The organism is Rhizobium sp. YS-1r, assembly GCF_000757525.1.
GTDB classification, from domain to species: domain Bacteria; phylum Pseudomonadota; class Alphaproteobacteria; order Rhizobiales; family Rhizobiaceae; genus Neorhizobium; species Neorhizobium petrolearium.
In genome coordinates this window covers 220,321-243,333 of the sequence record NZ_JPYQ01000013.1, presented here as the reverse complement: position 1 = coordinate 243,333, position 23,013 = coordinate 220,321, and the positions used below count along the sequence as shown (strand labels likewise).

Sequence of the window (23,013 nt, the reverse complement as noted above, 5' to 3'; positions counted from 1 at the left end):
GGATTGATCGACGAACGGTCAGAAGCGCACGACCAGGCCGAGAATCGGGCCTTGCTGCACCACGTCGAAAACAAAACCGTCGTTGCTGTAATCGACGCCTAGTGCGCGATAGCCGGCGACGGCCGAGATCCTGTCATTGAACTGGTAGCCGATGCCGGCAGCGAGATCCCAGTCGAGGTCTGCCTGCCCGGCCCCCACCAATGCCCAGGCGCTGAGATAGAGATTGTCCGTCAGGAAGTACCGGCCGCGCACACCCGCCATCGCGTCGACCCAGGTGGCGCTGTCTTTGGCTGAAACGCCGCCCAGAAGACCGCCGGAAAACGAGATCTCCGTGCTCGCGTGCCAGACGCGCGCGCCGGCGACGACGTCGATGTTGCTGGGGCCATCCTGGAAGACGGCATAACCCGCACCGACAAGTCCAGTGAACGTCTCCGACGTGGCGTCGACCCGTTCTGCGACGATGCCGAGCGGCGTGGATGCCCCCGACGATACCTTGGTGTAGATGACATCGCCGAAGATGCTGAACCGATCGTAACGCGCTTCGCCAACCGCCATGAACCCGAAGTCGAGATCCTTCAGAATGTCGCCGAAATCGGATTCAAGATGAACGGCCGGCAGACCGAACTGCCCGACATCGCCAGAGATGCCGGCGCCCCAGAAATAGGGGCTCACCGCAAAGGTCCAGCCGTCACTTACAGCCGGCTTAGCCTCGGGGATGATAAACGGCTGCTGAAGGTCCGCAGCACTTGCGGCCGAACCCGCGGACGCACTGATCAGTACCATCGCCGTGAATATTCTATGGACTTTCATTGACTGGTCCCTCTGCCAACAAATATCAATCTCGATCCGGCCCCGCATTTATTTCGGGAACAGGAATGCGAGCGTGGTCCGCCCCCATTCCGGGCTGTCCGACGGTACGCCGGCGTAGTACCGTCCTCCGATCTGGGAGCTCATGGCCTGAAAACCCAAGGTGAAAATCTGGGAGCCGCCGAAATTGACCGGAACAATCCGTTGTTCGTTGTTCCCGTCATGGTTGGCGTCGACGCTGAGGGAGACCGACCTTCCACCGCCGAAATTATGAGATGCGAAGGGCGGCAGGAGATTGACGCTGACGTCGGGCCGATCATTCGGTCCTGCGATCGACCAGATATGGTTGGCCAGTGCTCCGACCATCCAAGGCCCCTGCTGAACAAGACCGACGGCTGTCGATCCAAGGCCAAATATTCCTGCTCCGAGGAAGTCGTCCGTGGCTGTCGGCAGTAAAGCAACGGGGCCAGCACCCCTGATCAGTCCGCCGGGTCCTGGACCCTTGGGCGAAAAGAAGAAGCTCGCATTGACGTCACCCAGACCCGAGACATCTGCGCCGGGCAGATAATCGCGGTAGCCGATGGGAATTATGGTGCGCGTAATCAGGTTCCAGTCTTCAGTCAGCTCGAGCGGCATGACCGGCTGGATATTCAACGTATAAGCAAAACCGTGGCCGTTGACGCCTGCGCCGAAATCGACGTTGTTTTGGAGCGGAACGCGGGTCAGATTTGCAGGTGGATTGGCCAGTTTCTGCGAACGGTCGTCCGCAGTTGCCTGCGCCGCGGCATTGCCGCAAGGGAAGCTGACGAATAGAAAAAAAAGGGAAATAAACGCGAGTTCACCGCCGCTGTACTTGCGATTCACGAAGGGTGAATGTCCCGACATTCCAGAATTCATCTTCCGCCCCAAAAGTTCTTTGGCATATTTTGGTCGGCGAGAATTGGTAGGAAGATCTCGCGAAGCTCAAAGGAGGTCCGCGCTATTTCCTGACTGTAATGGTGTGTCGCGATCTAAGCGGGCTTCGATTTCTTCTCTACAAATCAATGCTTGCGCCACACCATGACAATTCATCATCGACGGGCCCAGATTGCATATTCGCCGACATCAAATTGTCCGGATTCGGACATTCTTAGAAAATTCGGACAAGTATATCATCACCGGCATTCCCCGGCTGCTTTATTTTGCGACCGTGATGCAAGCGCGTATTCTCGAGTGCTTTGTAGCTGATCGGTGACATCTATTCTGTCCGGATCTTGGCAATGTGGAGGAAATCATGCTGGATCTGACGCGAAAGAAGGCGGAAGAAGTCATGGCCCAAGGCGCCTGGCTCGCGAGCATGAGCGAGACCTTTAGGACGGAGCTGCTGCGTAACGCGCATTTGCAAAAGTTCACTGCCAACCAGATCATATACCGATACGGCGATCCGGTCGGTGGCATGTATGGGCTAGTCGCCGGCTCCCTTACCATCAATTCAGCGCCACCTGACGCGACCCCCCGGCTGATCCATCTCGGGATGCCGGGTGCGTGGACAGGTGAAGGCCCCTTCTTGACCGGCCAGCCACGCAGGGTCGAGTTGAAGGCCCTTGGTGGCGCTTGGATGATGCATGTGCCACTCGACGCCCTTGAGCAGATGGCGGCACGCGATCCTGGCGTATCGCGTGCGATTGGAATGAACACTGTATTCACCGTTGATGTTCTGCTCCGCATCGTCCACGATTTGCAAAAGCGCGATGTGGGGCGCAGGATCGCATCGGTGCTTCAACGGGCTGGCTGGCTCGGCGACATGCCTATCGGCCTGTCTCAGAGCGATCTTGGCGTCATGGCGAATGCTTCACGGCAGCAGGTCAACATCGCAATGCAGCGTTTCGTTGCCGCTGGTTGGGTCGACTACACCTACCGATCCATCACCGTCGTCAATCCGCAGGCGCTGCGACAGTTCTCGGAAGGCGACGGTTCTGAATAATAGACCATGGAATAACGCTCGCTGGGGGAAACTTTGAACGTTGAATCTCAGACATTCAGGACACAAGCGGCACTCTTTCTAAGCTTGGCGGTCTTTACCACCGGGCAATCCTTCCTTCTTGTCGTCCTTCCTCCGCTGGGCCGGCGTCTGGGCTTCGCGGACCTCCATATCGGTGGCATACTCAGCCTGTCTGCTTTGCTGATAATGGTATCAGCACCTGCATGGGGCTACCTCAGTGAACGTGTCGGGCGCCGTCCAGTTCTGTTGACGGCTCTTGCTGGCGCGACGTTGGGCTCCATGGGATTTGGAGTAATCGTCTATTTTCGACTGTCAGGTGTTTTGAGCGTTTTCGTGGCGCTTATATTGATAGCCCTCGTCCGCGCAACTCAAACCTTGGTCACCAGCGGCATCTTGCCCGCAGCGCAAGCCTACATGGCCGACATTACCACTCCAGCGCAACGTGCAGGTGGCATGGGCACCCTCGGAGCAGCTATTGGCGTTGGCGCTATCGCCGGGGCAGCGCTCGCCTGGCGAGTTGCAGCAGGCAATCCGGCCCTGGCTTTCGCCGTCATCGCGATGCTGGCCGCCATTGCACTGTTGAGCATGCTCCTGGCCAAGGAACCTGTCCGCACGGCGTCAATGACGATTTCAGATGCCCGCCTGCCGCTTGGCCAGATATGGCCGTTCCTGGCGATCACGCTGGCGTCGATTTCTGCCTACAGCATCCTGCAACAGGTGACGGCGCTCCGCTTGCAGGATTCGCTAGGCTTCACGGTTGAGGAGTCGATCGCCCGCGGAGGCGCAGCGCTGATGGCGACGGCGCTTGCCATGATCGTGGTGCAGGCATGCGCGGTTCGCGTCTTCCGTTGGAAGGCCACTCGATTGCTGGGGGTCGGAGCGATCACGGCGGCCATTGCCATGTTGATCTGCACGTTTGTGACAACGTATTCAGGGATTTTCGCCACGTTGATCCTGCTCGGCATTGGTCTGGGCCTGATGTTGACCGGCAATCTCGCTTCGCTTAGCTTGCAGACCGGACGCGGCGCCCAAGGCAAGGTTGCTGGCGTCAACGTCCTGGCACAGGGCCTCGGACAGGCAATCGGGCCAATCGCCGGCGCGGGCCTTCACCGGATATCGCCACAGATCCCGTTTTTCGCGGCAACAACCTTGCTCGCGATGGCGTGTTTCGTTGCGGCTATCTCACGCAGATCTACCGCGACAAACTCGACAATATCTGCGGAATTTTCCTAGATGGACGTATGGAAATGTCAGCGACATCAACGGACTGTCATCAGCGCCAATAAAATTCTGCCGCGGACATGATTCGACGCCGAAGAGACTTTGCAACTGGCGCAATCATCGAATAGCTACCACTTGGAAGCATTAGAGAAGCGTACCGGTTGGAACCGTTGACGACGGCGAAGGGCTGCATGCGGTGTGATCGTCAGAGTCTTGATGGCCGCCACATACCAGCATACCATTCATACCCTCAGTATCCCCTTTAAGAGCAATCCTGAACACCATCGGCAAGTGCGACGGAGTGGAGGTCGCGGAACAAATACTTGACTTCAACAGTCTTGTTCAAGCAGGTCGTTCACGTTATAGGCGCAGCACCACAACTAAAAACTCCACTGATAGGAACATGAAAGTGTCTGCGTTCAGACCTCTTCTTGCCGCTGGCCTCGCAGCCGTGCTCGGTTTTGCCTTAACCGAAGCTTCAGCAACGCCGACGAAATATCCCCTGGTGCTCGACAATTGCGGTGCCCAGGTTACGATCAACAAGGCGCCGCAGCGGGCGATTGGACTTGGCCAGAACAGCGCCGAGATTATGCTGCTGCTCGGCCTGGAAGACAAAATGGCTGGCACGGCATTCTGGCCGAGCAAGGTTCTTCCGCAACTGGCCGCAGCCAATGCGAAGGTCAAGCTCCTGACTGTCGAATTCCCGACTTTCGAAGCGATTCTGGCCGAGAACCCGGATTTCGTCGCCGCAGCCCTCCCTAGCCTGCTCGGCCCGACCAGCAAGGTCGCAAAGCGCGAGGACTTCGACAAGGTCGGTGTGCCCAGCTACATCTCGCCCAGTACCTGCCTCAGCACCGAAAAGGCAAAAGATCAATATGGCAGCCGTGATCAGCTATGGAGCATGGACCTGCTCTATAAGGAGATCGACGAGCTGTCGCAGATCTTCGATGTCGCCGATCGCGGCCAGGATCTGATCGCCGACTTCAAGAAGCGCGAGGCGACCTTGCGCGCTGGCGTCTCGAAGGACGGGAAGAAACTCTCCTACGTCTTCTGGTTCTCCAGCCCGTCACCGACAGCCGACGCGTATCTCGGCGGCAAGAATGCCGCATCGGGCTTCATCGCCGATCTTCTCGGCGGCAAGAATGCGATCATGGCGGAAGCCGAATGGCCGACGCTTGGCTGGGAAAGCATCATTGCAGCCAATCCCGACGTCATCGTCATCGCCAGTCTCGACCGCAACCGCTGGGAACTCGACAAGCCAGAAGCCAAGATCAAGTTCCTGAACAGCGATCCCGCGGTCAGCCAGATGCCGGCCGTCCGGAACAATGCGATCGTCGTCATGGACGGTCAGGCTATGAACCCCACGATCCGCACGATATACGGTGCGGAGCAGGTGGCCGAACAGCTGAAGGCCCTCGGTCTGCTCAAGTGACTGCCTCTCACCGCCCTCCCCCGCAGGCTGCCGTCTTTGGTGCCCTCCTGCTGGCCTCCCTTGCGGCGATCGGATTTGTCGTAGGTGTCAGTGTCGGGATTGGCGACCTGCCGATCCCACTAGCCACGACGTTCGCCGCCGTCACCAACAGGCTGGGATGGACGGCGGTGGAACTGAACCGCATCCATGAGACCGTGATCTGGGATTATCGCCTCAGCCGCGCACTCGTTGCCGCCTTCTGTGGCGCGGGCTTGGCGCTTTCTGGCGCGATCATGCAGTCGCTGCTGCGCAATCCGCTCGCAGAACCCTATGTGCTGGGCATTTCCGCCGGCGCATCGACCGGGGCCGTCGCTATCGTCATCCTTGGCGTTGGCTCGGCGGCCGTCTCGTTGTCGGCGGGGGCCTTTGCTGGGGCGTTTGCCGCCTTCTTCTTTGTGGCCCTCCTGTCGAATGGAACCCGCGGGGGCGCCGACCGGACAATCCTTGCCGGCGTTGCCGCATCGCAGTTGTTCAACGCCGCTACGTCCTATGTCGTGACGACGTCTGGCAATGCTCAGCAGGCTCGCGACGTGATGTTCTGGTTGCTTGGCAGCTTCGGTGGCGTGCGGTGGCCGGAATTCATGCTGGTCTCGGTCATCGTCGGCCTCGGGCTTGTCGCTTGCCTTGCCTATGCCCGGGTTCTGGATGCCTTCGCCTTCGGCGACGAGGCTGCCGCTTCACTTGGCGTCGATGTCGGGCGGGCGCGCATTGTGCTCTTCGCCCTGACCGCGATGATGACGGCGACGATCGTCAGCATGGTCGGCTCGATCGGTTTTGTGGGATTGGTGGTGCCACATGCGGCACGCTTCGTCGTCGGGCCTCTCCATAGCCGGCTGCTTCCGGCCTGCGCCGTCGTGGGGGCTATCTTCATGGTGCTCGCCGACATAACCTCGCGCGCACTCGTCCCTCAGCAGATCCTGCCGGTCGGCGTCGTCACCGCACTCGTAGGCGTTCCCTTCTTTTCCGTCATTCTGTACCGGTTCCAGCGCGCATCATGAGCATCAGGACCCAAGACCTCGTCTGGAAGATAGGCAAGAAGATTATTCTCGATCGCGTTTCCTTCGAAGCACGGCCGGGAAGGATGCTCGGCCTGCTTGGCCCGAACGGGTCCGGTAAAACCTCGCTCCTGCGGCTTCTCGCCGGCCTGAAGCGGCCGCACTCCGGCGAGATCACGCTCGACGGGAAGGATATAGGCAGCATCGGTCGTCGCACGATCGCGCAACGCGTCGCCTTCGTCGAACAGCATGCGACGACCAACGCGAACCTCAGGGTCGTTGACGTAGTCAAACTCGGACGCTTTCCGCACCGCTCGATGTTTTCCGGCTGGACACTCGCTGACGACCAGGCTGTCGAGCAAGCGCTTGAATGCGCCGGTATGATCGATAAACGAAATGCCCCCTGGCAGAGCCTGTCCGGCGGCGAGAAGCAGCGCGCTCATATTGCCAGAGCTCTTGCACAGTCGCCAAAAGAGCTGATCCTCGATGAACCGACCAATCATCTCGACATCCAACACCAGATCAGCCTCATGCGGCTTGTCGCCGATCTACCAATTACCAGCATCATCGCTCTGCACGACCTCAATCACGCAGCGATGTTCTGCGACGAATTGATCGTCATGCAGCGCGGCAGGATCGTTGCGTCGGGCACACCCGACAAAGTCATGACCGAGACGGTCTTAAGGGACGTTTTCGCGGTAGATGCGCGTGTCGAGACCTCACCGCATCACGCACGGCCGCATATTCACTATCTTCCCTGAGCAGCCCACCCAAAGTATCAAGGTGAAAGAGATTGCGTCGCGTTCGCCGATCGTGCTGGAGGTGAGAACGAAACCCCGACAGCCTTGAAAGACAGCCAGGTTAATCGTGACTTATCTGCGGCGGCGCATTAAGTTGCTGCCTTCTTCGCCGCCGCACCCGGCTTCACCGGCACCGGCGATGAACTGCATCCCTTGCTCATCATCGCGGACTGAATTGCCTGGACTTTCCCCTTGGCAACCGCCACTTGCCCTTCCTTGTCACCGCCGAACGTCGAGGACATCGGGACGCCGAGGAGGAAAACGCCAAAGGCATCGCCTGTCGCGGCGTCGTGCTGTTGTTTGGATACACTTGTCAGAGCCGTTTGCTCCTTGATCATCTCCTGACCAAGCTGTTCGCATGACAAATTGGTATATGCCGCCATCGGAATGTCGGCCGGCACGATTGCGTCAGGCCTTTTTGCGCAGCCAGAAACCGCCAGCACAACCGCCAGCGGCATAATATAGATTTTCATGTAGTCCCCCATGTTGCCCGCGGGAGGATAAAGCACGATTCAGCCAGAAGTGGAAGCGTCCACCGCAAGACATGCACCAAAATACATCCGCGTCATGGTTGATCGAAGCGCCTCTGCGAGCCACCCCGCCGGCTCCTCCGCCTTGCCTCCCACCAAAGCCGAATTTCCTTTAAAATTGCGGGCATCACGGGGATCGCTACGACCGCCAACATCAACCAATCCATCTTCGTCATCAAACCGGTCTCCAACGGAGGATTTAAACACTCTGGGAGGGTATGACCGAAATGACCGAGGGGGATTTCCGGCCGCGAGAAAATCAGGGCGGCTTTATTCAAAGCATTGATATGTCTGCCTTTATCGCCAGGAGATATTGCCCTCAAGCACGCTCGACGTCCCCGGAAGCTCACGAGACCGGCTATTCCAGTTGCTCAGGCGCCAGGCACAAGCCATGGAACCTCCAGTAATAGTTGAATGAAGGTGACGTTTGTATCACTCTTGTGATCGCGACGGAGGGCTGCAGTGATGGATCAGAAAAAACCAAATCCCATTGACATTCATGTTGGATCACGGATCCGGCTCAGGCGCACGATGCTGAAGATCTCTCAAGAGAGACTGGCCGATGGACTGGGGATCACTTTTCAGCAGGTGCAGAAATACGAAAAGGGAAGCAATCGGGTCGGCGCCAGTCGCCTCCAGAACATTGCAACCCTATTGGATGTGCCCGTCAGCTATTTCTTCGCGGACGCCCCGAATGGTTCGCCGTTGGTCGACGGGAAACCCGTGATGCAAGAGGAAGACGCGGTGACCGCGTTCCTGATGAGCCGCGAGGGGATGGAGCTCAATATCGCCTTTCAAAGGGTGGCAAATGCGAAGCTGCGCCAGAACATTGTTCAGCTGGTCAAATCGTTGGGTCGTCCCTCACCGTTGGATCACGATCACGCAGATCCAGACGCGACGCGTTGACGGATCATTCCGGTGCTCCGGCTTGTAACTTTTGGCGGCCTTTGGCTTGTCGACGACGAACGAGGGACAGTCCCGCTACCGCAAAAGGCGTTGTTTGCCGTTGTCTATATGCTGGCCAGCCGTGAGTTCGAACTGCCTCGTGATCATCTCGCGAGACTGCTTTGGGCAGGCGACCAGGGTGCCGCGAAGATCAACCTCCGCAAGATGATCGAGCGTGTCCGCAAATGCGCCGCGGAGGGCTGGCCCATTCCTCTGGATTTCACGGCATCGACTGTACGCCTGTCGGCAGAAGCCATTGACCCGGACTTTTCCGTCTTTTCCGCTGATCTTGAACCGCTGCGGCGATTAACCGTGATATCGAAATTGATGAGGCATCAATTTCTAGACGAGGCGAACTTACCCGTCGGACTAAAGTCATGGGTTGGGAAGCAACAGTCGGCCCAGTGGGAGCACTTCAGGGTGGCGTTCTTCGATGCGCAAGCCGCGGCGGCATTCCGGTCGCATTGGGCCAGCGTCAAGGATAGTGCCAAACAACTACTTGAGCGCTATCCGGATGATACCGCTATTCGCGAGGTGCTGCTTCGGGCGCATCGTCACGATGAGCGAACCGGATCCTTGACACGCGCTACACGCCAGACCGAATTCCAGTTGTCCGCAGAGGTTGCCGTCGCCCCTTCGACACTGATAGAACTTCCCCGGCTGGTTTTGCTTCCTCCCCAGGAGGCTCAGGAAAACTCCGCTTATCCCGCCCGGGCACTGATGGAAGACATCACGATAAGCCTGTGCGCCTTAAGGACGGTCGCGGTCGTTGCCCCTTATACGGCTGCCCGCATTCGGCAGGATGCGGACAAGATCACGCAGTTGGAGAGACATTCCATCTCCTATGTGATCGATACGAGCATCAGTGGCGAGGGTCTCTTTGTTCAGATGATCTTCCTGCCATCCGACAGTGTATTGTGGGCAGAGCGTTTTCGCCTCAAACCCGGCTCACTTGCTTCACATCGCAAGCAAATTGCGCAGATGATCGTCAATGCAATCAGCAATCATCTTCAACGCACCGAACCGGTGCTCGCCGACTTCCGCGCTCACCCCGACGTCTACCGCTCCTATCTTGCAGGCGCACAGCATCTCAACAGGTTCACACTCCCCGACCTGCGCCGGGCCAGAAATGCCTTCAGGGGAACGCTGAAAGCGCGCGCGGATTTCGCGCCAGCATTGGCGGGCCTGTCGCGTACCTATTCCTGGGAATGGGTGTTGACGGCTCAAGGGGAGAGAGAACTGCTGGTTAAAGCAGAAGAGGTCGCCCAAAAGGCAATCGTACTTCAGCCGGAATTGGCATCGGCGCATCGAGAACTTGGGCTATCAAAGCTCTACCTTGGCGATGTCGACGGCAGTCTGGAGGCATTCGATCGGGCGGAAGGACTGAGCCCGCATCTCGCCGACGCAATCTGCGGGTACGCCGATGCCCTGGTTCATGCATCGAAGCCCGCCGACGGTTTGGCCAAGATCGGCAAGGCTATCCGTCTCAATCCCATCTGCCCTGACGACTACTTCTGGATTGCGGCCGGCGCCAGCTATTTCCTGGGCGAATTTCGTCAGGCGATCAGCTATATTGATCGAATGGGCGACTCTTCGTCGGCCCGCCGATTGCTTGCGGCAAGTTACGCGATGGCGGGTGATGCCGCAAAAGCGCGTATCCATCGGCGCAAGGCTCAGGCGCTCAATCCGCAGTTCGATCTCCACACATGGCTTTCCGTGCTTCCGGTGAAGGAGCAATGGCAAAAGGACCTTTATCGCGAGGGCTTACTTAAAGCTGGATTTTAACTTTAATACCAAACCTAAGGGGGTAAGAGATGGCAAGAGTGGTGATAATCGGCCTGCCCGAAGACGATCAGCTCTATGTCGCGGACATCGACGCGGGAACCGTTCAGCCTATGCAGCCGCCGGCTTCCGGACCGCTGGCCTCGGCAAACGATCTTCGAAATGTCGGAGCGACGATCGTCAAGGACGTCAATCTGGCCGTTGCGGTCTCCTCCTCCGAACAGGCTTTCTCCGGCGTCTTCGACGGCTAGGTGGCAGGTGCGTCAGCAATGGAGCGCGCCTACCCTACCGACGAGACCTATGAGCGGGTGCGTCCTTTTCTTAAGACGCTGGGGATCACCCGCATAGGCCGGCAGACCGGACTTGATCATATCGGCATTCCGGTCTGGTGTGCCTACACGCCGAACGCCAAGTCGATCGTCGTTGCCCAAGGCAAAGGGCTTACCGATGCCGACGCGAGAACATCGGCGGTCATGGAGGCGATCGAACGGGCTGTCGCGTGCGACCCGTTCCTGGCCCGCAACGATACATGCGCGTCAGCTCTATCAGATGCCGGCGAGCGGGTAGATCTCCTCGTTCCGCTGATCGCCAAAGGCCGGCCCCTTCCCCATCAGACCGACAACATGACATTTGCTCCGGGAGAGGACCTACTGAGCCATGGCCGGGTCTTCGTCCCGGTGGAAGCCGTCTCAATCGACCGGACGCTGTCGAACTGCCGCTACTGGCAGTCTTCGGATGGCCTTGCATCGGGCAATACCCGTGACGATGCGATTCTTCACGGTCTTCTTGAGCGTATCGAACGCGATGCCCATGTCTTGTGGCAGGTTCTTCCTGAACCGAAGCAGCACTTAAGATGTCTGGCACCTGACGCATTTGACGATGAGAATGTAAGCTCCCTTGCCACAAGGATCGAAGATGCAGGTGTCATGCTGCGCATGTTCGACATGACAAGCGATGTTGGCATACCGTGCATCGGTGCCTTTCTTGCGGCCAAAACCGCGCTCGCGTCCCCGGCGCCGCGTTATATTGACGTGACTTTCGGCTGCGGTGCCCATCCATCTCCCGAGCGGGCAGCCATTCGGGCCTTGACGGAAGCCGCGCAATCTCGTGTCACCTATATCAGCGGCGCGCGCGATGATGTGTTTCATGAGACATATCGACGATCGCTGCCGGAGCGGTTGCACAGGCTATTCGATGCCGATCCTATAGGCCGTCTGCCCTCGCCCGGCCCACAGACGCTTCCAGGAATCCTGACGAGTTTGAAGGGGGCGGGTGTAACCCAAGCGGTCGCCGTACAGTTGAGCGCACCGGCATTGCCCTTCGCGGTCGTCAAGGTTCTGGTGCCTGGACTGGAAAATCCGCAGGGAGAGCGACGACAAAGATTTGGCAACAGGGCGATGGCAGCGTCGTTTACATCATGAAAGTCATCTTCGTCGGCCCAAGCCTTCCGGACGCAAGGCGTTTCGTTGCGGAGGATATGATCATAAGACCACCCGCGACGCAGGGCGATGTCCGGCTGGCTGTCGATGAGGGTGCACGAGCCATCGGATTGATCGATGGCGCTTTCGAATATGTTGCCCCCGTCTGGCACAAGGAAATCCTTTATGGCCTCTCGAAAGGTGTGGCGATCTTTGGGGCAGCAAGCATGGGCGCCTTGCGGGCCGCTGAGTGCCACACCTTCGGAATGACCGGCATTGGAGAAATCTTCAAAGCCTACGCCGCTGAAACTCTGGTCGATGATGCGGATGTCGCGCTGCTGCATGGACCGGAAGAGCTTGGATATGTTGCCATCACCATTCCCATGGTCAACGTGGACGCGACCCTCGCCCGATGTTGCGCGGACGGTCTTGTCTCGGATCGGGAGGCGCGGTGGCTCAAAGAAATCGCCCGTTCCTTGTTCTTCAAGGTCCGCAGCTGGAACACGATCGTGAGAAATTGCCCGCAAATCAGCAACACCCGCACCGAAGAATTGTTGCGAATTCTGAACAATAACTATGTCGATCAGAAGAAGGCAGACGCTATAGCCTTGATTGAAGCTCTGCGTCGGAGTGATGGACGTTCTCCACCTCCGTCGTTCGTCTTGAACCAAACATCTCTTTGGAGTGATGGCTGATGTCATCAGCCATGCGTTGTGTCACGCTGATGTCACGCCCATCGCCCCCAAATCGTTTTATGCTGGCGCCTCAGTCGAGGTGTGATGCATGGAATGTCTGGATTTCGAAGGCGTTGACAGGAAAGCAGAACTCGTCGCTTTGGCGAGGCTGGTGATTTACGCGCGAGAGACCGCAAAGGGTCTCAAATCAATCGAGGTGGAGGCAGGGCTTTCCGTGACGCTCGAAGCGATCACCAGGGAGCTCACGGCCGACATGGATATAGACGTGGGGGCGATCGAGCGATCATCCAAGACGCCGGGCCAAACTTACCAATGATAGGAAAAGGTGCAGAATGGGGCGGCACGAAGGGCTCGACAAGCGGCATTGAAAGAGCCTGCCGAGCCCTCGCCGCAGTGGGGGTAACCGCTCGGGGGGCGGCCTGCGGCAGTGGAACTGTCACAGCCGTGGGCTTCGTCCAGTTCAGAGCGCAAATTAAGCGAGCTGTGGATAAATTTCTACCGCGACGAGTAGATTCACTGGGCCAATCTCTCCAGCCGGGCAATCTCATCAGCGCACCGAATGAGCACGACAGCAAGCAGCTCCGGCGGAATCCTGTCAAGGTTGGCGAGGAGGTTCGGGAGATCAGCCGTAAGGTCGTGCGTCAACGGCACGACATTGGTGGAGATAGCCAACCGTTCGCGCTGATCGTCAATGGTTGTTGCTGCCCGTTCAATGAGACGCTGGGCTTCCAACCGAGACACCAGATGGATCTGGTTAGCCGCAGCAAAGAGTTCACGGACAAAGTCGGACGAAACTGGCATGAATGGAAGACTATCAGACGTAGCTTCGGTTGAGGAGCGTCGAACGGCCATTAGGTTTCAACGTTTTACAGGCAAGGGACCGCCAAAGGCCTGCGAGTTCATCCTGAAGGTGCGTGCCTTGAGGGGACGTCAGAGGTGTTGTTGTCCCCTTCCTGTCTAGCCGGGCCCCGGGGCATTCGCCAGCCTCGCGTTTGGGAATGGATTGAAGATCGCCGCTGCCCACGGTCACTCTACCGCAGCTCAACTTTTCCCCGCGGTGGATGCCAGGCGTATTCCTTTGATGGACATTGGATCATAGGAACGCTCGTGGAGGGTGGCCTCGGAGAAGCTATGCGACCGAACTTTTCGCAACATACATCATCAGAGTTTCAGCGCAGTTTGAGACTCATCCTTTTCGGATTGCTCACTATTCTACTCTCGGTGATAGTATACGGCAGCGGTCTTGCAGCCAGGTCCCAGTGCATCGTCAAGGGCAAAGTAGCCAGCGAGAACGGCGAACGCTTCTATCACTCGCCATGGCAGCAACATTCTGAGCGGTTCCATTTCGATCCATGGCGTGCGGAACAAGGGTATTGCACGCCATCGGAGACTCACGCCACGGGTTGGCGACCGGCAAATGCGTGAGTACCTATGCGCTTGATGCCGGCTGCCGCGTAGACCTCGACTTAGCGAAATACCCGCATCGATATGAGATGACGGGCCATGACGAACCCTGATCCGCCGTATCGTCGCCATCGCTTTCCTGCTGCGATCATCGCACGCAGTGCGGATCTATTTACCCTTCCCTCTGAGCCTGCGGATGGTCGAGGAGTCTCTCCGTTCTGCACGAGGATTGTATTTTCCCCAGATATTCGACGTCATAGAGGTGCATCAAAAAGCGGTTTGCGATTCAACAGCGTATTGTTACTTCGGATTTGCCGAAATTTGAGGGAGTTTACGATGGCACAAACTGAAACTACCCGCCTGCAACATGCCCGGCGAACCGCACGCGACGTAAGCGATATGACGGATCGGGAGTGAGTGCAGCTTCAGCCTTTTCGGCCGATGCCCCGTCGCTAGTCGACGTTTCCAGGGCAGTGACGTCAGTTTTCGTGCTAATCCGGTAAAAACCAAGCCGGGGCCCGATTTCACTTGCCCATGCCGCATCACTCCATGACTGTGCTGCAAAAAGCCAACAAACCCTGGAAGACGCGCCTCCGAGAAAATTTTGTCGAATCAATGCGAATTCGCCACCGGCCATTCAGTGCCTCAGCGACCGGATTGGATCACTCAAAATCTGCTCCACCAGCACATGCACGCGGCGGAAAGCCGCTTTAGCGGCCTCGGCCATTTCCATTTCATCGGCATCGGAAAGATCGAGCGCGTTGAGGGCCGAAACAAAGGTGCGCCAATGCAGACCACGCCCGCTCGGATGCGGCGCGAGGTGACGGGCGCCGAATTCCACCGACAGGTCGAGCCTTGCCGCCTCCTTCAGAAGGAAAGCCGCGCCGAGGTTGGAGCCCTCGGCAACGTAGAGCCAGCCAAGCGCAGCTGATACCGTCTGAAGCGGAGCCGTGACGCGCGAAACCGCCGGCATCGTGCCACGGATATCGGCGATATCCTGGCGGAGAAGCGAAAGCCGCGCACGGCTGGCAAGATCCGGTAGCAGTCGGTTGAGCCGCGGGTCGTTGTAGTGCGGATCGACATCTGCGTGGAAATGATGCTGGACGTCCAGGAACAGCGCATAGCGCTCACGGTCTTCAAATGGGTTCGCCGCTATGATGCGCTTGTCGAGGCGCTCATGCGTGGCGGCAGTAAGGGCCTTGAGGCGCTGGGCCCGACTCGGGGTTGCAGGGGTTTCAAGTTCGATCTGCATGGTTTTCCTTGTGTCTGGATTGTCAAAACTTGGCGGTCAGCATGGCCCGGATCGTCCGACCCGGCGCGGGGTTCCAGCCGTCGAGAGCGTCGATGTAATAACGGTCCGTCAGATTCTCGGCCTGGAGATCGAAGGTGAGGTTGTCGGTGATCTTATAGGTCGCGAAGGCATCGACGACCGTATAGGGCACCCACATGCCCGTATACATGCGCGCGCCCGGAGTGACCGGCGAGAGACGATCCCCGGCCTGGGTGACGCGGATGCCGGCTGTCAACTTGTCATCGAAGAGCCGCGTGCCGATCGTCAGCCGCTTCATGATCTCGGGCGGCATGTGGTTCGCCGCATAGTCCATGTCGACCGTCGTGTCGGCGCAAGTGGAGGACGTGCGGCAGAACGCATAGTCGGTATAGTAAGTGAGCATTCCCTCGACGAACAGGAATCCGACGTCATAGGACACGGATGCCTCGATGCCGGAGAAGCGCGCTTTCTTGAGGTTGTCGAAGGTAAAGACCGGCTGGCCGGGACCCGCATTCGACGACACGCGTGAGATGTAGTCGAAGTAGTTATTATCGAAATAGGCAAGCTTGATCCGTGCCGAATCGTCAGCCGTGAAAATCCCGTCCCGGCTATAGTTGATCCCGATCTCCCAGTTCTTGGCGATCTCCGGCTTCAGATAGGGGTTCTCGATGACATTACCGTCATTGCCCATCGTCTCACGCATGGTCGGCGGGCGCATGCCTTCCGCATAAAGCGCGTAGAGCTCAAACCCGTCGATGGGCTCGATGACCACGCTGATGGCGGGATTGAGGCGACCGCCGTCTCGCTCGCGCACGCCCGTTCGCGAGGTGACGCCGTCGTCTTCCAGCCGGTAATGGTCGTAACGCAGACCGGCATTGAACTTCAGCCAATCCGTTACCTGCCACTCACCTTGCGTAAAGGCGCTGGCGATCGCGCGACTGCCGACGCTCGGGTTCATCAGCACGCCGATGTCGGTCGCGTAGCCGCGGCTGCGGTAAGGCCGCGAATCGATATCTTCTACCAGGTAGGAGACACCATAATTGACGTTGAACTTGCCATGGGCGGTATCGAACGTGCTCGCGTTGGAAATGTCGCCACCATAGGTATGCGTCATGGCATAGCGCGGATCGTCGCCCGGTGGGCGGGTCTCCGGCGTGATCCACGGCGGCAGGTAGAATGCGAGGCCGGTCGAGATGTTGGTCTGGTCGACGATGCTCATCCAGGCATTGACCTTGAGGTCGACCATGTCGTTCGGATTGTAGCGGTAGCGGGCGGTGAAGGTGTCGGTGACCACATCGGAAAGGGCTGCCTGTCGGAAGGTCTGATCCTGAGTGAAGAGCAGCGATGGCAGCGCCTCGCCGAACGTGCTCTCATAGCGCACATAGCCGAGTTCGAGGCTCTGGTCGTCGTCGAGACGCAGCGTGCCCTTGGCCAGGAAGGACGTCGATTCGGCCGACGTATTGAACACCTCCTCGCCCGGCTTCGTATAGGAGAGCGGATAGTCGCGACCATTGAAATGGTAGGTCGTGGGACCGTCGGAACCGGCGAAATAGTTGCCGCGGTAGCGGCGTGCGGCGGCGATGATGAAATCGAAATTGTCCTGCACGGTGGCGAGCGCCACGCTGCCCGAACCGTTCTTGAAATCGAAGAAATCAGCGGGCTCCGTCTGCTGCATCATGGAGTTGATGGTGAAATCGGAGGTCGTGTTGTCCTGCGCGCCGATCCGGATGCGGCCGCCGTACCGTTTGCCGTCCTCGACAATGTCGGTGGCGCTCAGCGTGCGAATGCCGACAACGCCGCCGTTGACCCCGGCACCGGCTGCCCCGCCCGAAGGCCCCTTGGAAATGGCAACGCCGCCGATCAGGTCCGGATCGATGTAGGTGCGGTCGTCGACACCGGCGTAACCGCGCCAGGTCGTGGTCGTCTGCTGCGTGCCGTCGATCGCAACACGGACGCGGTTCTGCCCCTGCAGGCCGCGGATATTGACGTTGACTGCGCCACCATTGTGGTTGTTGGCGGAAATGACGCCTGGTGTGTTCTTGAAGATATCGCCGGAGGTGGAACCGCGAAAACGCGCGATCTGCTCGGACGAGATATAGCTGGTCGAACCGGCTGTTTCATAGGGCTTGTCGGCGGGATTATCACCCCCATTGTGAAGCACGATCGGTGCGAGCGTCGTATCGCCGCCGCCGGGCGCCGCCGCACGCGCGCCCGCGGCCAGTGTAACGGTGTTGCCGCTGCTGAACCGGTACGAGACGCCGGTGCCGGAAAGCAGTTTCGCCAGTGCTGCGGCAGGAGCCAGCGATCCGGTGGCGCCGCCCGTCACCTTTCCCGCCGTGATCTCGCTGCGATAGACAAGGCGCAGGTCGGTCTGACGCCCGAGGGCGAGAAGTGCTGTCTCTAGTGACCCGGCGGGAATGGAGACGGCCATCGCCTGCGACGGCATGCTTGGCGGCACAGCCTGTTGCGCGACTGCTGGCAGTATGCCGCCAAGCAACGATACACCGGCAAGCGCAACCGTGACAGGCCGCCACAATATCGACCCAGCCGGACCAATTTTGACTAAACTCATTTCCACCCCCTGCACTCAAAGCAACATCCGCTCTCACCGCGGTCCTGATGCCTACGAGCAAAGGAAGGCCTCGCCTCCTGAGGTCGATTCTCAAAAAAATGATTTTTCTACTCAGATTTTTTCTGACAGGCGCTCCAGTCAGCGCGAACGCACGAGCGTGACCCAGCCCGCAAGCCGCGTGATACGGATCGGCAGGCTCTGCTCCAGTGCCCGAAGGACCTGGTCGATATTGCCCGCGCCGAACACGCCGCTGACCCTAAGTCCCGACGCCCGGTCATCGAGCACGACGATGCGGCCACGGTGATAACGGTCGAGTTCGGCCAGCACCTCGCCGAGCGGCTGCCCGGAGAAGACGAGCTTTCCGCTGCGCCAGCTCGTCAGGCCGGCGACATCGCCGGTGCGCGTCCTCAGGCGGCCATGGTCGTCGAGCTCGGCCATGCCGCCCGCCTCCAGCACTGCGCGCTGCGATCCGAAAGTGACCGCCACATGCCCCTCTTCGACCATTACTTCGTCATGCCTGCCGACCTTGACTGCATAGTGAGTGCCAAGCGCGATCGCCTCGGTTCGCTCACCACTAACGACGAAGGGCCGCGCCGGATTCGGCGCCACATCGAAAAAGGCCTCGCCTCGCAGGAGAATGATTTGCCGCCGCGTCTGGTCATATTTCACCTGGATGGCGCTATCGGTATTGAGGGTGACAATCGATCCGTCGTCAAGAGCGAACCGCCCGATCATACCCACCGGAGTATGGAAGTCGGAACGATACCGGTCGATGACACCGGTTTCATCGGCCATGTAGCCAAGACAGCCCAAAAGAAGGAGCCCGGCGACGCCCGCGCCCGCAACGCGCCTGCCGCGATGGGGAGCGACGGATTTCGGCACCTGAGCGAGATCGCGCCAGAGGATGCTCATTTCTTTGAAGGCGGCTGCATGAGCCAGATCTTTCGCCTTCCAGTGCGCGAAACGCCGGCGATCTTCGTCCGTCGCGTCGCGCGAACTCAACCGGGCGACCCAGCCAGCCGCCTCTTCGGCAATAGTCTTCTCCCGTTCCTCGTCCGACATATCAGCCATGCACGCCCTTCTGGCAAGCCGGCAGAGCTGCCTGACGGGCCTGACGGCACGCCATCAGCGCGCGGATGATATGTTTTTCGACCATGTTTCGGGAGACGCCGAGCTTTTCGGCGATCTCGCCATTGGAGAGCCCCTCCAGTCGGCTCAGCACGAAAACGACGCGGCACTTCGGCGGCAGCGCCAGGATCGTCTCGATCAATAAGGCCAGCTGCTGGCGCGCAGCGACCACCCGCTCGGGGCTTGGCGCATCATCGGCAACTTGTGTCTGGTCTAAGTCTTCGCTGAATAGCGCACTGTCGCGCATCAACCGCGCGGTGACACCGTGGGCGACGGACTTCGCCACCTGGAAGAGGTAGGCATGCGGATTGCGCAGGTCCTCCTTTGGCGCTGCCGTTAGCAGCCGCAGAAACGTCTCCTGTGTCGCATCCGCTGCATCCTCCCTGTTGCGCAGGCGCCGTAGAAAGAACCGCCGCAACCTACCCTCCTCAGTCTGCTGCAACTGCTCGACAAGACTGATATCCAAACCTCAAACCCCAAGGCGGCACGAAAAAATTGATTGGAACTGCGCTTAGTTCCCCTCAAAAAGTAATTCAATGTCAATGATTTGGAATGAATCAAAGCTAACGCAAGAAAGATGATTTTAATAGTCATCTTTTTGTGCAAAATCAGCAGGTTGTCCGCTCAGCCAGCCAATAGGCGGGCAAATGTCGCTTCCTTCAATATGCAAGTGCCGTTGCATATTGGCAACGTTTCGCTCCGGCGCGAAGAATGTCTCATGTCATCTACCAATGGGTTGAAACCGGCATTTACGAAGTCGCGGGCCAGTTCGATGCCCTGCGCCTGTGACCGCGTGGAATGGTGAACTCCGGGGCCGTTTGCGATTGCTCCAAGGCTCGGGCGCATCCTCGCTTCACGGCATGATTGACGCTGTCACCAACATTAATGTTAAGACTCCTTTAGGCAGCTATTCCCATTGTCGGATTCATTTCTTTTAGAGGCTCGGCGGCAGCGCGCATGCGCAAATTCATTGACTGGTTTTCGAGGCGCGGCGCTGAGAGCCCCAGCTCCCCCAAACGCCGCCGGATCGACCTCGGTTCGACTTCGCCCAGCTATCCGATCTATGTCATCGGCGACGTTCACGGCTGCGTCGACGAGCTGAAGGCGGCCGAAACGCGGATCGCAGCGGATATGAAGGCAACGAAACGCACCGGGCTCGTCATCCTGCTTGGCGATTATGTCGATCGGGGGCCAAGCTCGCGCCATGTCCTTGAACATCTCATCAGGCCCAGCGAACTCGGCCTGAAAAGGCTCCCGCTATGTGGCAATCACGACGACATCTTCGCCAAATTCCTCAAGGAGCCGGAGCTCTATTCGGAATGGCTGAGGCTGGGGGGAGAACAGACCCTGATCTCCTATGGGATCGATCTTCATCACCTGACTGCCCGCGCACGAGGCCGCAGCGCGAAACTGAGCGACCACTTGGTGGAAGCAGTTCCGGCATCGCATAGGCAATTTCTAGCCGACCTGCCGGTCTGCCTGGGAATCGGCGAACTGCTTTTCGTTCACGCCGGAATAAGGCCCGGCATCCCGCTCCACGAACAGCATGACGAGGATATGCTCTGGATCCGTGAACCGTTCCTCACAGAAGGGCCTCGGCTTCCGCTTCTCGTCATCCATGGTCACACACCAAAACCTGATCTCGATCTCGGGCCGGGGCGGATCGGCATCGACACCGGCGCCTATTACACCGGCAAGCTCACCATCCTGAAAATAGACGAAGGGCGCGCCACGGTGCTCTGAGCAATGGCGGGCCTTATGCCGGTTTTCGCCGATACCACCACGTCACAAGCGGCTTGACGAGCGAGCCGAAGAGGCCGAGACCGGTGATCGAAAAGCCGAAGTAAAGCCTCGGCGTTCCCCGGTCGATCGCTCGCACGATGCGCCTCGCGACGTCCTTTGCGGGCCAGGGCGAAGCCTTGCCTATGAGGGCCTGCGCCTCAGGCGGACGTTTTTCCAGTTCCCGTTCGAGCTGCGGCGTGAACGTATCGGGGGGAAAGCAGATCGCGATACCGACGCCCGATCCGGAGGCTTCCATGGCAAGCGCCTCGGCAAAACCCGTCAGCGCCGATTTGGAGGCGCAATAGGCCGTGTAGCCGTAGATGCCGATGAGACCCGCGCCGGAGGACACGATCATGATGCGGCCGCGGCCGCACGCCTTCATGCCCGGATAGACGGCCCGGACGGCATTGGCCACACCGAGGAGATTGGTCGTCACCTGTTCGGCGAAGGTGCTGCCCGAGAGCTTTTCGAAGACCTCAGGTTCAACGACACCCGCTGCCGCGACCAGGATGTCGCAGGGTCCGAAATCGGTCTCCGCCGCTGCAATCGCGGCGGAAAGTGCGGCATCGCAACCGACGTCGGTCGCGACGACACGGATATCCGCCTGCACGTCTCCCGGCAGGAGAAGGTCCCGGCGGGCCTCCTCCAGCTTTGCAGGATCGCGGGCGATAAGCGTCAGCCGCGCACCGCGGGCCGCATAAAGCCTTGCGACCTCCAGACCGATCCCACTCGATCCGCCGGTGACGATGACATGCATTTGATCCCGCTCGTCCGGAATTGGCGTTAGGTTCAGGATTTGCCGGCCGCCTGCAGCAACGGCGCAAGCTGCATCACCTTGTCCATGTCCAGTGAGGCTAGGCCGAAATTGCGATCCTGTAAATCTTTGAGCTTGCGGGCCGTGACCTCCACGGAATGACGGATCTGCTCTTCCGTATGGTTGCAGGTGATGAAAAAACGCAGCCTCGCCATACCTTCCGGCACCGCCGGATGGATGATCGGCAGGACGTTGATTCCCTCATCCAGCAGATCGTTGGAAAGCTGCACGGCGCGCAGCGAATCGCCCACGATCACCGGCACAACGGAAAAGCCGACGCTCAGGCCCGTGTCGAGGCCCGCCGCCCTGGCGCATTCGAGGAAGAGCGCGCCGTTGCGGTGCAGCCTTTCGGTCCGCTCCGGCTCGCTGCGCAGTATATCGAGGCCCGAACGCGCCGCGGCCGCCAGGACGGGCGCCAGGCCGACGCTGTAGACGAACCCACCGGCCTCCGCCTTCAGGATATCGACAAGAGCCTGGGAGCCGGCGATATAACCGCCGCAGCTCGAGGTCGTCTTGGAAAGCGTTCCCATCCAGATGTCGACATCGCTCGGGTCGACGCCGAAATGCTCGAACGTGCCGCGACCGCTCTTGCCCAGCACGCCGAGCGCATGGGCCTCGTCCAGCATCAGCCAGAAGCCGTAGCGAGAGCGCAGTTCCAGAAGCGCCGGCAGGTCGGCGATATCGCCGTCCATGGAGTAGACGCCTTCGACGATCACCAATATCCGCCGGAAATCGGCAGACAGCGTCCGCAAGACTGATTCCAGATTGGCGATATCGTTATGCCGGAAAAGCCGCCGGGTCGCCCCGGACTGCTTGATGCCCGCAAGCGCGCTGTTGTGGATGAACTCGTCATGGATGACGAGATCCTGCGGTCCCATGAGACAGCTTATCGCAGCAACATTGGTAAGATATCCGCTGACGAAGCAGACGGCGGCATCGACGCCGTAGACCGAAGCCAGGTCCTGTTCGAGTTCGGTATGAACCGGCCGTTCACCGGCGACGAGCCGGCTCGCCGAAGCGGAAATGCCGAACCGGTCGATCGCCGCCTTCGCCCTCTCCTTCGTTTGTGGATCGGTATTGGTCGCGAGATAGTCATAGGAGGCGAAGTTGATGAACTGCCGCCCGCCCATGGCCGTCGTCGCACCGGCCGCCCCGTCGTGGGAGCGGTAGAAGGGATTGGCAACCCCCGTCAGGTCGCCGGCCATGCGCTGAAGCTGGACACGCTGATATTCCGGCAATTCATCGAAACGCAGGGCCTGGCGTACCGGAGGCTGAGACTGCCGGCTGAGCCGCGCGGCCCGGTTGCGCCCGGACGATTCGCTTGCCTGACGCATCTTGTCCAACAGACCGCGTTTTCCCTCAACGCCGAGCCCTGAGGAAATTTCGTCGTCCGGACCT

General features: G+C 59.3%; 22 protein-coding genes. 12 read left to right on the top strand and 10 right to left on the bottom strand.

The window, feature by feature from the left end; translation table 11 throughout:
- Positions 1-18 precede the first annotated feature (18 nt).
- Positions 19-810, bottom strand: coding sequence for a hypothetical protein (locus JL39_RS13155; protein ID WP_037151001.1), 792 nt, complete (start codon positions 808-810; stop codon positions 19-21).
- A 48-nt stretch (positions 811-858) separates the two neighbouring features.
- Entirely contained in the window at positions 859-1,704 is an 846-nt protein-coding gene (locus JL39_RS13150; protein WP_210165752.1) for a transporter, read from the bottom strand.
- 376 nt (positions 1,705-2,080) lie between these two features.
- On the opposite strand from JL39_RS13150, the gene JL39_RS13145 reads away from it, so the two are divergent.
- From JL39_RS13145 to JL39_RS13125, 5 genes are all read left to right on the top strand, one after another.
- A complete protein-coding gene (locus tag JL39_RS13145; RefSeq protein ID WP_037150835.1) occupies positions 2,081-2,770 on the top strand; it encodes a Crp/Fnr family transcriptional regulator in 690 nt (229 codons plus the stop codon).
- Positions 2,771-2,803: 33 nt separating this feature from the next.
- Positions 2,804-4,021 carry an MFS transporter gene (locus JL39_RS13140; protein WP_052182843.1) on the top strand — a complete coding sequence of 406 codons (1,218 nt, stop codon included), beginning with the start codon at positions 2,804-2,806 and terminating at the stop codon, positions 4,019-4,021.
- Positions 4,022-4,418: 397 nt separating this feature from the next.
- On the top strand, positions 4,419-5,441 hold the full coding sequence (locus JL39_RS13135) for an ABC transporter substrate-binding protein (RefSeq protein ID WP_037150996.1): 1,023 nt from the start codon (positions 4,419-4,421) through the stop codon (positions 5,439-5,441).
- Positions 5,442-5,488: 47 nt separating this feature from the next.
- Positions 5,489-6,478 (top strand): iron chelate uptake ABC transporter family permease subunit, encoded by a 990-nt coding sequence (locus JL39_RS13130; RefSeq protein WP_227705096.1) that lies wholly within the window; start codon positions 5,489-5,491, stop codon positions 6,476-6,478.
- Positions 6,475-7,236, top strand: a complete 762-nt coding sequence (locus tag JL39_RS13125; protein ID WP_037150831.1) for an ABC transporter ATP-binding protein — start codon at positions 6,475-6,477, stop codon at positions 7,234-7,236. Before JL39_RS13130 ends, JL39_RS13125 begins: the two co-directional genes overlap by 4 nt.
- 128 nt (positions 7,237-7,364) lie before the next feature.
- Here the strand turns inward: JL39_RS13125 and JL39_RS13120 are convergent, their stop codons facing one another.
- Positions 7,365-7,748: a hypothetical protein gene (locus JL39_RS13120; RefSeq protein WP_037150829.1), complete on the bottom strand. Its 384-nt coding sequence runs from the start codon at positions 7,746-7,748 to the stop codon at positions 7,365-7,367.
- Between the two features lie 522 nt (positions 7,749-8,270).
- On the opposite strand from JL39_RS13120, the gene JL39_RS13115 reads away from it, so the two are divergent.
- The 6 genes from JL39_RS13115 to JL39_RS13090 all read left to right on the top strand — a co-directional run bounded on the left by JL39_RS13115 (position 8,271) and on the right by JL39_RS13090 (position 12,961).
- Positions 8,271-8,711 carry a helix-turn-helix transcriptional regulator gene (locus JL39_RS13115; RefSeq protein WP_052182842.1) on the top strand — a complete coding sequence of 147 codons (441 nt, stop codon included), beginning with the start codon at positions 8,271-8,273 and terminating at the stop codon, positions 8,709-8,711.
- A 90-nt stretch (positions 8,712-8,801) separates the two neighbouring features.
- The gene (locus JL39_RS13110; RefSeq protein WP_052182841.1) at positions 8,802-10,535 is read left to right on the top strand and encodes a hypothetical protein; all 1,734 of its coding nucleotides are present in this window, start codon (positions 8,802-8,804) and stop codon (positions 10,533-10,535) included.
- Positions 10,536-10,564: 29 nt separating this feature from the next.
- Positions 10,565-10,783 (top strand): hypothetical protein, encoded by a 219-nt coding sequence (locus JL39_RS13105; protein ID WP_037150825.1) that lies wholly within the window; start codon positions 10,565-10,567, stop codon positions 10,781-10,783.
- An 18-nt stretch (positions 10,784-10,801) separates the two neighbouring features.
- A complete protein-coding gene (locus tag JL39_RS13100; protein ID WP_081952822.1) occupies positions 10,802-11,953 on the top strand; it encodes a YcaO-like family protein in 1,152 nt (383 codons plus the stop codon).
- Positions 11,950-12,645: a TfuA-like protein gene (locus tag JL39_RS13095; RefSeq protein ID WP_037150823.1), complete on the top strand. Its 696-nt coding sequence runs from the start codon at positions 11,950-11,952 to the stop codon at positions 12,643-12,645. The genes JL39_RS13100 and JL39_RS13095 overlap by 4 nt, the downstream gene beginning before the upstream one ends.
- An 88-nt stretch (positions 12,646-12,733) precedes the next feature.
- Entirely contained in the window at positions 12,734-12,961 is a 228-nt protein-coding gene (locus JL39_RS13090) for a hypothetical protein (RefSeq protein WP_037150820.1), read from the top strand.
- Positions 12,962-13,158: 197 nt separating this feature from the next.
- On the opposite strand, the gene JL39_RS13085 is transcribed toward JL39_RS13090, so the two are convergent.
- The 5 genes from JL39_RS13085 to JL39_RS13065 form a co-directional block, all read right to left on the bottom strand.
- A complete protein-coding gene (locus JL39_RS13085) occupies positions 13,159-13,446 on the bottom strand; it encodes a hypothetical protein (RefSeq protein ID WP_037150808.1) in 288 nt (95 codons plus the stop codon).
- A gap of 1,240 nt (positions 13,447-14,686) precedes the next feature.
- Positions 14,687-15,301: a biliverdin-producing heme oxygenase gene (locus JL39_RS13080; protein ID WP_037150806.1), complete on the bottom strand. Its 615-nt coding sequence runs from the start codon at positions 15,299-15,301 to the stop codon at positions 14,687-14,689.
- Positions 15,302-15,323: 22 nt separating this feature from the next.
- Positions 15,324-17,891 (bottom strand): TonB-dependent receptor, encoded by a 2,568-nt coding sequence (locus JL39_RS13075; protein WP_081952821.1) that lies wholly within the window; start codon positions 17,889-17,891, stop codon positions 15,324-15,326.
- Between the two features lie 138 nt (positions 17,892-18,029).
- Positions 18,030-18,962 (bottom strand): FecR family protein, encoded by a 933-nt coding sequence (locus tag JL39_RS13070; RefSeq protein WP_037150804.1) that lies wholly within the window; start codon positions 18,960-18,962, stop codon positions 18,030-18,032.
- Positions 18,955-19,485, bottom strand: coding sequence for a sigma-70 family RNA polymerase sigma factor (locus tag JL39_RS13065; protein ID WP_052182839.1), 531 nt, complete (start codon positions 19,483-19,485; stop codon positions 18,955-18,957). The genes JL39_RS13070 and JL39_RS13065 overlap by 8 nt, the downstream gene beginning before the upstream one ends.
- Positions 19,486-19,976: 491 nt before the next feature.
- On the opposite strand from JL39_RS13065, the gene JL39_RS13060 reads away from it, so the two are divergent.
- Entirely contained in the window at positions 19,977-20,762 is a 786-nt protein-coding gene (locus JL39_RS13060) for a metallophosphoesterase family protein (RefSeq protein ID WP_037150801.1), read from the top strand.
- Positions 20,763-20,775: 13 nt separating this feature from the next.
- Here JL39_RS13060 and JL39_RS13055 read toward each other — a convergent pair whose 3' ends face one another.
- Both JL39_RS13055 and JL39_RS13050 read right to left on the bottom strand, forming a co-directional pair.
- Positions 20,776-21,558 carry an SDR family oxidoreductase gene (locus JL39_RS13055; RefSeq protein WP_037150799.1) on the bottom strand — a complete coding sequence of 261 codons (783 nt, stop codon included), beginning with the start codon at positions 21,556-21,558 and terminating at the stop codon, positions 20,776-20,778.
- Positions 21,559-21,590: 32 nt separating this feature from the next.
- On the bottom strand, positions 21,591-22,949 hold the full coding sequence (locus JL39_RS13050; protein ID WP_227705095.1) for an aminotransferase class I/II-fold pyridoxal phosphate-dependent enzyme: 1,359 nt from the start codon (positions 22,947-22,949) through the stop codon (positions 21,591-21,593).
- Positions 22,950-23,013 lie beyond the last annotated feature (64 nt).

Bases quoted from the DNA above. Each gene is read 5' to 3' on its own strand.
- JL39_RS13155 (WP_037151001.1), bottom strand. From the start codon at position 810: ATGAAAGTCCATAGAATATTCACGGCGATGGTACTGATCAGTGCGTCC.
- JL39_RS13150 (WP_210165752.1), bottom strand. From the start codon at position 1,704: ATGAATTCTGGAATGTCGGGACATTCACCCTTCGTGAATCGCAAGTAC.
- JL39_RS13145 (WP_037150835.1), top strand. From the start codon at position 2,081: ATGCTGGATCTGACGCGAAAGAAGGCGGAAGAAGTCATGGCCCAAGGC.
- JL39_RS13125 (WP_037150831.1), top strand. From the start codon at position 6,475: ATGAGCATCAGGACCCAAGACCTCGTCTGGAAGATAGGCAAGAAGATT.
- JL39_RS13120 (WP_037150829.1), bottom strand. From the start codon at position 7,748: ATGAAAATCTATATTATGCCGCTGGCGGTTGTGCTGGCGGTTTCTGGC.
- JL39_RS13115 (WP_052182842.1), top strand. From the start codon at position 8,271: ATGGATCAGAAAAAACCAAATCCCATTGACATTCATGTTGGATCACGG.
- JL39_RS13105 (WP_037150825.1), top strand. From the start codon at position 10,565: ATGGCAAGAGTGGTGATAATCGGCCTGCCCGAAGACGATCAGCTCTAT.
- JL39_RS13100 (WP_081952822.1), top strand. From the start codon at position 10,802: ATGGAGCGCGCCTACCCTACCGACGAGACCTATGAGCGGGTGCGTCCT.
- JL39_RS13095 (WP_037150823.1), top strand. From the start codon at position 11,950: ATGAAAGTCATCTTCGTCGGCCCAAGCCTTCCGGACGCAAGGCGTTTC.
- JL39_RS13090 (WP_037150820.1), top strand. From the start codon at position 12,734: ATGGAATGTCTGGATTTCGAAGGCGTTGACAGGAAAGCAGAACTCGTC.
- JL39_RS13085 (WP_037150808.1), bottom strand. From the start codon at position 13,446: ATGCCAGTTTCGTCCGACTTTGTCCGTGAACTCTTTGCTGCGGCTAAC.
- JL39_RS13080 (WP_037150806.1), bottom strand. From the start codon at position 15,301: ATGCAGATCGAACTTGAAACCCCTGCAACCCCGAGTCGGGCCCAGCGC.
- JL39_RS13075 (WP_081952821.1), bottom strand. From the start codon at position 17,891: ATGAGTTTAGTCAAAATTGGTCCGGCTGGGTCGATATTGTGGCGGCCT.
- JL39_RS13070 (WP_037150804.1), bottom strand. From the start codon at position 18,962: ATGGCTGATATGTCGGACGAGGAACGGGAGAAGACTATTGCCGAAGAG.
- JL39_RS13060 (WP_037150801.1), top strand. From the start codon at position 19,977: ATGCGCAAATTCATTGACTGGTTTTCGAGGCGCGGCGCTGAGAGCCCC.
- JL39_RS13055 (WP_037150799.1), bottom strand. From the start codon at position 21,558: ATGCATGTCATCGTCACCGGCGGATCGAGTGGGATCGGTCTGGAGGTC.
- JL39_RS13050 (WP_227705095.1), bottom strand. From the start codon at position 22,949: ATGCGTCAGGCAAGCGAATCGTCCGGGCGCAACCGGGCCGCGCGGCTC.